The organism is Xanthomonas vasicola (genome assembly GCF_000772705.2).
GTDB classification, from domain to species: Bacteria; Pseudomonadota; Gammaproteobacteria; order Xanthomonadales; family Xanthomonadaceae; genus Xanthomonas; species Xanthomonas vasicola.
This window is the reverse complement of record NZ_JSBW02000080.1, coordinates 1-4,634: the sequence shown is the minus strand read 5'-3', so window position 1 is coordinate 4,634 and position 4,634 is coordinate 1. Positions and strand designations below refer to the sequence as shown.

The following is a 4,634-nucleotide window of genomic DNA, read 5'->3' as shown; positions in this document are numbered from 1 at the left end:
GTACGCATGGGCGGAAATTGCAAGAAACCAGCCTTCAGCGTAGCGAACACTGGTAGTTTTAGCACGCCGGTGCAGACATCAAGGCCTTGCGGTCGTTGGGTGGTTGGGGTTTTTCAGGGGCGACTAACTACCAGTTCTACGCGATGTCCACAGCGACCTGTCAGCCTGGTACAGCCATGTCTGGATTCTACACCACGCTCGGCTTTCAGGGAGAAAAGTCAGCGACGATTACTATCGGTCTGAGTAATTCGGGATTTTCATACCGCTGATCGCCGCGGGCGGCAGTGCCGGCATGCGAACTGGCACTGCCCCCTTGTCATCCCGCCGTCTGCTTTGCATGACTAGAAAATATCGACTTAATACGCCCAGGGTTCCGTAGACACTCAAGACCCTGGCGGTCTCAACTTGCACGCGCAACACGTGAATTGAACTGATCAATTTCCAACGCTAATGCTAGTGCCTCACTCGGTGTTTTCCAGCCAAGAGGCTGGCGAGGCCGGGCGTTCATCAAGTCTGCGACGTCATTGAGGTATTCCCGGCTCGCCTTTGACAGGTCCCCGCCCCTGGGCATGAACTGGCGCAGCAACCCATTGGTATTCTCATTGCTTCCGCGCTGCCAGGGGGCGTGCGGATCGGCGAGCCATAGGTCAATGTTCAGCCGGCGCATCAGCTCTGGATGGCACGTCATTTCCGTGGCGCGATCATAAGTCAAACTGCCGAGCGGAAACCGCGGTAGCTTCTTCGTGTGGCGGGTAAACACTTCCAACGCAGCCTGCGCAGTGCAGCCGTCCATCTAGCACAGCACAACGTAGCGCGTCTTGCGCTCAACCAGCGTACCCACGCAGGAACGGTTAAACGCTCCCTTGATCAGATCGCCCTCCCAGTGTCAGGGAATCAGGCGCTGCTCGATCTGTTCAGGACGATGGATGATGCGCAACTCCTCAGGCACCCAACTGCGCTTGGTTGCCGTCGTACGGCGCCGCCCTCGCGCCGGCTTGTGCTGTCGCAATGCCTCGACAAGCTCCTTTTCAAGCCGCCGCGCGGATAGGTGTAGATCGCGGCATAGATCGTTTCGTGGCTCACGCGCTGGGCGGGATCGTCTGGGTGCAGGACCTTGAGCTTGGCAGCAATCTGCTGGGGCGACCAGCGCTGAAAGACAAGATCGTCGCGGAGACTCTGGAACAGGGCACTGCCCTGGACAAGGCGCCGTTTGCCAATGCTGCGCTGCCGACGCAGCCGATAGCCCATTGCCGCCTTGGTGGCGACGTAGGCCGGGCGCTGCTCCCGGCTGAGCTCCCGCGATAGGGTCGATGCGCTACGGCCAAGACGCCGCGATATGGAGCGCATGCTGGATCGTCGGCCTGTCTCTGAATCCACCGGATCATGCGCTGGTGCTGTGCATGGACGAGAAGAGCCAGGTACAGGCTGTGGAGCGCACCCAGCCGCTGCTGCCGATGGGGCTGGGGTACGTCGAAGGCATCACGCATGACGCTGTGCGCCACGGCACGAGGACCCTGTTTGCATGGACTGCGACCGCTGACTCGATCCTGGCCAAGATCGAACGGCTCTGCAAAGTTATCAACGGAACGGAACAGTAGCGCCAGCCGCCTCACCCCTGCGTGGCGATCTCCCGCAGGGCCAGCTCGTACACCTCCCGCGGCTGGCCGCCCTGGGCAAGGCGGGCAGAGCCCTAGGGCGTGTCACCAATTCCTGCGTATGCCGCGTTGGGTCTGGCAGGCCCAACCCGAAGGGCCGCGGTTGCGCGCGGCATGCTCGGGGATTGATGACACGCCCTAGCTGAAACTCCGGCTGCGGCTGAACCAGCGGCTGGCCGCCTGGCGGGCCTCGTCCGCCATCCACTGGGCCACGCCCACCGCATATTCGCCATCGATCACGCCCTGGGCGGCAAGCGCCACCGCGCCTGCCACCGCGCCTGCCACGCTGTGCGGCAGCGCGGCGCGGCTTTCGCTCAGGGATCGCTGGAGGGTGCCTGCGACCGGCCCCGCCGGCGTGCAGGCCTGCACCGGCGGCTGGTCCGGCGCTTGCGCCGCGGCCAGGGCGTCGCGCTGGCGGGCCATCCTCTGCCAGTAGGCCAGCAGCATGCCCAGGCCCGCGAGCAGTTGCAGGCCCGCCAGTTGGCGGTCCGGCAGGTGCCGGAGCGTGCCGTACACCACCTCGCCGATCAGGTCCTCGGCCAGTTGCGCTCCATCGAGCCGCACCAGGGCCTGCGCGATGCGCCAGGCCGTTTCCTGGTCGTCGCGCTCCGCAAGCTGCCCTGGCAGCGCGGCCGCCCCGGCGGAGAACCATTGCGCAGCCGTGGCCAGTTGCGCTGCCATGGCACCGACGAGTTCGGGCTGCCGCAGGGTGTCCAGGGCGACGGCGGTCCACGCGGGATGGGCGCGCATCTCTTCGGTCAGCCATGCCGCCTGCCGGAGCAGGTTGCGCCACAGGGGCTGCAGCGTGGGAAGGTCGCGCGGGAACAGAGCCCACCGCGCGCCCGCGCCACCGTGGCCTGGCGGGCCTGGCGGACTTTGCAGCCCAGGCCCGTGCGGAGACGGTGCGCGGGGTGCGGAACGGGGGGAAGACGTGCCCGCGGCACGCGGCGGACGGCCGGTGGTTCCAGGCAGCCCGGCACGTGCAGGCAGGGAACGGGAGCGAGGCAGCAACGGGCCCGCATGGGCGTGCAACCGCGGCCCGGCCTCCTGCGGTGGGGCGGCCGCATGCGCGTCGGGCACCGTGGCTGGTTCGGGGTACGCGGGGCTGGCCTGGCAGAAGGACGTTCGTGGCGATGTGGCAGAAGGCGTGGAAGGCATCGGAGCGCTCGAATAAAGCGGGCACGGCGCGGCGGCGCCTGGCCCTGCGTACGGGATGCGTTGATCCCCCTGGCCCATTGAAGCCGCACGGGCATCGCCGGCGGAGCCGGCATGCGAACCGGCAGGCGCATGCGCGAACCTGCGGCCCCGGCGGCACCCGCCGGGGGAAACGCCTCAGGCGCCGGCCGCCTGCAGTGCGGGCATGCGTCCCGAGCCCACGTGCCCCCCTGCGGCCCTGGCTTGCCGGAGCACGCGGCGCGCCGTGGCCGTCCGGGAAATCGGTAGACAGCGCCAGTGAGGAATGGTGGGGCAGCTCGAAGCCGCGGGCCGGGTCCTGCACCGCCCAGGCCCGGATCTTGGGGGCGGACGACTGCACGCTGCCGAAGATCGTGGCGAAGGCCACGCCGGCGGCATCGCGGCGCGGCGCCAGCCGCACCATGCCCATGGGGATGGCCGTGCCGGACGGATCGAACACGTACCAGCGGTCCCGAGGAAGACCTCCACGTAGGCGTGGAAATCGGGCGGCCCCAGCGCGGGATCGGCGCCGTAGTCGGCGCCGGTCGCGATGCGGGCCGGGATGTTCAGCGCGTGGAATCGCGGCACACCCCGACGCGCTCCACGAAAGTGTCGATGGCCGAGGTGGTGGAGTTGGAGGTATTGGAGCGGAAGGCGACGTGGCCGCGCACCCAATCGCAGATGGCCTGCACGCGGCTGTAGCCCTGCCACAGGTGGCCGAATTCGCGCATGGCCAGCGTGCCTAGGCGGTCGGACTGGCAGTAGCGACTGGGCAGGATGTAGCCGACGGCCTCGGGCGGCAGGTCGCGCACCGGCACTTCGGGAATGCGCGCCGGATCGGCGGCGTGGTGGTGCATGTCCACCGTGGCCGCGTAGGCGACGGTGAGCGGCCCCGGGGCGGCGTGCATCCGCATGCAGCGCGTGCCGGTGGCGGGATCGGTATGCAGTCGCGGCAACGCGTCCGGCTGGCTGATCTCCAGGTTTTCTTCCATGACCTTCTGCCCCCCGGTGTGCGCGGCATGGATGTTGAAGACGATGTCCGCGCCGGGACCCGTCGCCAGGTGCGCGACATCGTCGGCCTGTCGCTGAATCCATCGGATCATGCGCTGGTGCTGTGCGTGGACGAGAAGAGCCAAGTACAGGCTGTGGAGCGCACCCAGCCGCTGCTGCCGATGGGGCTGGGGTACGTCGAAGGCATCACGCATGACTCTGTACGCCACGGCACGAGGACCCTGTTTGCCGCGCTGGACATCGCCAACGGCAGTGTCATTACCCAGTGCAAACCCCAGCACTGACATCAGGAGTTTCTCCCGTTCCTGCGGCACGTGGACGCGCAGGTGCCGCAGGATCTGGACGTCCATCTGATCTGCGACAACTACGCCACTCACAAGCACGCCAGGATCAAGGCATGGCTGGCCAAACGACCGCGCTACCACATCCACTACACGCCGACCTGCAGCTCCTGGCTCAATCAGGTCGAGCGTTGGTTCGGCCTGATCACCCAGCGGGCGATCAGGCCGGGCTCCTTCGAGTCGGTGGCCGATCTAACGCGCAACATCAATGCCTTCGTGGAGCACTACAACCAAAACCCGCGACCGTTCAAATGGACTGCGACCGCTGACTCGATCCTGGCCAAGATCGAACGGCTCTGCAAAGTTATCAACGGAACGCGACACTAGGGATGGTCTGATCAACGCGACCGGAAAACGAAGCAACCGCATCCGCCGCGCTGAGGGCGCTCAAATCGCCGATTTTTTGCCGGTTTCGGCCGTTTGCGGGGTGTTGCCTGGGTTACAGGCACAGCTT

Annotated in this window: 2 protein-coding genes and 3 pseudogenes; 2 read left to right on the top strand and 3 right to left on the bottom strand. The window is 66.6% G+C overall.

Annotation, left to right across the window (positions count from 1 at the left end):
* Positions 1-400: 400 nt before the first annotated feature.
* Positions 401-1,350 (bottom strand): annotated as a pseudogene (locus NX05_RS23155) (IS30 family transposase); the annotation flags it as partial.
* Between the two features lie 2 nt (positions 1,351-1,352).
* On the opposite strand from NX05_RS23155, the pseudogene NX05_RS18665 reads away from it, so the two are divergent.
* Positions 1,353-1,523: pseudogene (locus NX05_RS18665) on the top strand (IS630 family transposase); the annotation flags it as partial.
* 270 nt (positions 1,524-1,793) lie between these two features.
* On the opposite strand, the gene NX05_RS23995 reads toward NX05_RS18665, so the two are convergent.
* Together NX05_RS23995 and NX05_RS24575 are read right to left on the bottom strand one after the other, a co-directional pair.
* Positions 1,794-2,405 (bottom strand): hypothetical protein, encoded by a 612-nt coding sequence (locus NX05_RS23995; RefSeq protein WP_052239558.1) that lies wholly within the window; start codon positions 2,403-2,405, stop codon positions 1,794-1,796.
* A gap of 989 nt (positions 2,406-3,394) precedes the next feature.
* Positions 3,395-3,820 (bottom strand): transglutaminase-like domain-containing protein, encoded by a 426-nt coding sequence (locus NX05_RS24575; protein WP_230597589.1) that lies wholly within the window; start codon positions 3,818-3,820, stop codon positions 3,395-3,397.
* 66 nt (positions 3,821-3,886) lie between these two features.
* Here NX05_RS24575 and NX05_RS23150 point away from each other — a divergent pair.
* A pseudogene (locus NX05_RS23150) lies at positions 3,887-4,507 on the top strand (IS630 family transposase); the annotation flags it as partial.
* Between the last annotated feature and the right edge of the window lie 127 nt (positions 4,508-4,634).

Bases quoted from the DNA above. Each gene is read 5' to 3' on its own strand.
- NX05_RS23995 (WP_052239558.1), bottom strand. From the start codon at position 2,405: ATGCGCGCCCATCCCGCGTGGACCGCCGTCGCCCTGGACACCCTGCGG.
- NX05_RS24575 (WP_230597589.1), bottom strand. From the start codon at position 3,820: ATGGAAGAAAACCTGGAGATCAGCCAGCCGGACGCGTTGCCGCGACTG.